General features: G+C 45.1%; 1 protein-coding gene. It reads right to left on the bottom strand.

Going from position 1 to position 1,366, the window contains the following annotated elements; genetic code table 11:
• On the bottom strand, nt 1–1,366 hold a 1,366-nt coding region (locus AB4653_RS27395; protein ID WP_372105816.1), incomplete at both ends, for a methyl-accepting chemotaxis protein.

The following is a 1,366-nucleotide window of genomic DNA, read 5'->3' on the forward strand; positions in this document are numbered from 1 at the left end:
GCACGAGCCGCTTCAATCGCCGCATTCAATGCCAGTAAGTTGGTTTGCTCAGAGATCCCTTCAATCACACTTAAGATCTCAGTGATGTTACCGTTATTTTTAGCCAACTCTTCAACAATAGGCACGGCGCTCGACATACGATCCACCAGCTTTCTCATTTCACCGGCAGAAAGTTCGATAACCTGTTGGCCTTGCTGAGCAGAACGATTCGCTTCACAAGCGGCATCAACGGCTATTTCAGCATTTTGTACCACTAAGCCCGAAGTCTGAGTCATCTCTTCTGCCGCGGTCGCCACAAGATCCACTTCTTTAAACTGAGACTCACTACTTTCACGAGTACTTGATGCAGAGGCCTTCGCCTGGCTTGTCGTGCTCGCCACTTGCTCAGTGGTCTGAATCACCTCTTTAATAGTGTGTTGAAGCTTGTCTAAGAACAGGTTAAACCCTTGTGACAACTGACCAATTTCGTCTTGAGATTTCACTTCCAAGCGTTGCGTTAAATCACCTTCACCAGAAGCAATATCGTTCAGTCTTTCAACTACCTGTCGAATAGGCTTAACAATGGACAGTGAAGCAAAAGCGATGATCGCTAGACCGAAAAGAATAAAGCTAATACCCGCAATCACTTCAGTCTTAATACCTTCACTTAGCTTAGTACTAATAATGGCATCCAATTGATTCGCGTCAGCAACCACACTCTCTCTTGGAATCTCAAACAGCACACCCCAAGTTTGGTTGGCGGCAACAACAGGTGCAAATGCGAGTAACCACTCACCATTCTCACTCCATTGAGTCGTGACTTCACCACCAAAGATAAAGTCCGTCATTAGATCGCTACTTGTATTGTTGCTTTGAAAACTCGAACCAACCGCAATACTTTGATCATCAGAAGCGATAACGGAACCATCTAAACTCACGACGTAAACCGCCCCTGCACCTTCAAACAAGCTTTGATCCGATTGAGTGACAACATTGGTCAAACCATCGAGCCTTAAGTCGATGCCCAAGAAACCAATCGCCACATCATCAACGATGATAGGCACCGAAATCGAAGACGTAAGCAGTTCTTGACCAACGCTACTCACAACTCTTGGCGTACTAATACACGTTTGGCCAGATGACAAAGGACAGAAAAAGCGTTCGCTATTGCTGTTATCACTCAATGTTGATTCTGATAACACGTTTGGAAGAACGTTCTCGCCATTATCTGCGACCTTCCAATAAGGAGCAAAACGCCCTCTTTCATTCGAGCCGACATAATCCGCATCGACATAATTCGCATCTTCAGCATCAAGTAAATCGGGCTTGAAGACTAGGTAAGCTCCTTGAATAGAATCAAAGTTCAAAACAGAACGACGAACCATTT

It is taken from the genome of Vibrio sp. 10N.222.48.A3 (assembly GCF_041475345.1).
In the GTDB taxonomy this organism is placed as follows: domain Bacteria; phylum Pseudomonadota; class Gammaproteobacteria; order Enterobacterales; family Vibrionaceae; genus Vibrio; species Vibrio tasmaniensis_A.